The sequence below is a fragment of the 'Vigna radiata' phytoplasma genome (assembly GCF_030586915.1).
GTDB classification, from domain to species: Bacteria; Bacillota_I; Bacilli_A; order Acholeplasmatales; family Acholeplasmataceae; genus Phytoplasma; species Phytoplasma australasiaticum.
This window is the reverse complement of sequence record NZ_JAOSIS010000042.1, coordinates 1-2,571: the sequence shown is the minus strand read 5'-3', so window position 1 is coordinate 2,571 and position 2,571 is coordinate 1. Positions and strand designations below refer to the sequence as shown.

General features: G+C 32.6%; 1 pseudogene. It reads left to right on the top strand.

Annotation, left to right across the window (positions count from 1 at the left end):
• Positions 1 to 1,333: pseudogene (locus tag OC710_RS02585) on the top strand (reverse transcriptase domain-containing protein); the annotation flags it as partial.
• Positions 1,334 to 2,571: the final 1,238 nt, after the last annotated feature.

Sequence of the window (2,571 nt, the reverse complement as noted above, 5' to 3'; positions counted from 1 at the left end):
ATCTTCTCAGAATGGAGTTTTGGATTTAGAACTAAAAAATCCTGTCATGACGCTATCAAACGTGTCAAACAAAGATTTAAAGGAATTGATTACCTTATCAAAATTGACTTAAAAGGCTACTTTGATAACATCAATCATGAGATTCTGATGAGAACCTTCAATCAGTTCATCAAAAAGCATAAAACGCTCTCAACCATTAACAAATGGTTAAAAGCGGGCTTTATGAAGGAGGACATCAAATATGAATCTTTATCCGGTTCTCCCCAAGGAGGGATTATCTCCCCCTTGTTGGCGAATGTATATTTACATTACATTGACCTGAAAATGGAAGAATTGATTAAAGCAGGAAAACCAATTAGGAAGAGTAACCCAGAATATAATAAAGCATGGCTTAAAAATCAGCATCATAAACTGGGGATTGACAGTGTAATTAATCAAAATCCAAAACCAAGAGTGGAATACATCCGCTATGCTGACGATTTTATCATCGGCATTAAAGGTGAGTATAACCAGGCAGAAATAATCAAAGACCAAGTAACGCAATGGATAAAGCAAGATCTGAACCTTACTGTCAGTAAGGATAAGTCCAAAATTGTTAAAGCCAATAAAGGAACGAGGTTGCTATCCTACATGATAAAAGTTAACCCCACCAATAAAACTCGTCAAGAGAAGGCCACCAAGAATTCCTTAAATGGCAAAGTTCTTGTCCGAATTCCCCAAGCGAAAGCGGAAGAATATGGATATGAATACAATTGGTTTAAAAAGGGAAAGGTGAGACACGACGAAACATTAGCAGATAGAGACGAGTTAGAAATAATCCGGACCTATAAGACAATTGTTAGAGGAATTATCCAATACTTTTGTTTGGCTAACAATTTAGGTGTTTTGACTCACTTAAGTTATCTAGCTGAATACAGCTGTTTGAAAACACTAGCAAGGAAACGGAAAACGTCAATTGCTAAAGTTCGAAAGAAATGTAAAATTGGTTCAACTTGGGGGATTGCTTATATTAACAAAAGGGAAACCCAATACTAACCATGGAATGTTTACACTTGGGACAAAATTAAAAAAATGCGTAATTATAAGGGAAACCCCGGAAATTACCATTAATAGATTTATATTCCAAGGTTGTACTCATCTAATTGACCGTCTAAAAGCGGAACGTTGTGAGGGTTGCAACAAAACAACCCAACTTCAAATTCATCACATTGGTACGGTCCGCAATGCGCACCACCGAAGTATCATGAATAAAAGAACAAAGGTATTGTGTAAAGATTGTCACCGCAAGATAACCAATCAACAAATACATGATATTAGAAAACAAGAACAATAAGAATAAATAGCTAATTAACCGCGAGGAGAAATTAGTTCTCGCAAGAGAGTAAATTATGGAAAGCCGGATGCTTGGAAACTTGCTTGTCCGGTTTGGACGGGGGCTGATTGTAAATAAAACAGCAAGGATAAATCGCTGAATAAAACGCAATTAATCTATCCGTATAATCAAAATAATTTATACGATTCATTATCTTTAGATATGTATCAATATTTAAAAAAATGGTATTGTGATAATTTTATGTGTTCTAATAATCAAGGAAATTTAAAACCTAAAAATCTTGATATGAATAAAGTAATTTTATTTTTTAAAAAAACTTTATTTTAAATTATTTAATAATAAAATTAAAAATATATCGATAATATGATCAAGGGTTTTAAATATGATCTAAATATCATGTGATTTCGCTAATAACTAGTGCGATAAACACTTAAAAAATAAGGATGGTTCTTTAAAAAAGAAATAATTACAGGCAGTTTCTAAAAATTAGTTAAAAATAGATTCAAAGGATAAGTTAAAAATGACCTTAGAAGAATATGAAGATGTAATATAATAACATCTATATCGCTACTTACTGAAAAATCTAGTAGTCTAAATTATATCAATATATTAACTTCTTATTAGATAGTTTATCAATGAAAACCTGGAATCTCACCGTTATCGAAACGATCACTGCCCCTAAACGTGTTAAGGTAGAAATTTAGAGTAAATTGGATAATTCGCAAAGCAAAATTATTAAATTAATCAATCATAAGATAAAAGTTATTATTACTAAGAGTAAAGAACCTTTTAGTAGTTAGATTAGTAAATGATTAATGCGGAATTATTAAAGCTAATCGACCTTTTCGTAGAAAGTCACCGCCTTTACGAACAAAAAGTTTATTAAATTATTAAATTATCAAATAAGAAGTTAATGCAAAATGAACAACTTGAACAATAATCTATTAAGTATTTAAGGACGCCAAAGAGGCCTAAATTTCGTGCTATCTAACCAATAGCCAGGGCCGATAAACCTTGAAAGGAGATGGTCGGTTTAGTAAACGAAAGAATACTGAATTATAGCAGACCATAAAAAGCGGGTTGCGACGAAAGCAAATTAGTCAAGATGACTCCGCCACCTAACAATTCGATGGAGAAGCCTGAGATGGCCTAAGAAGGAAAATTGATGTAATCCTAAAACCTGTTCCGGAAGTTGCTAAAACGGACAGTCCAGAATCTATCAATATTTATATTTTGTA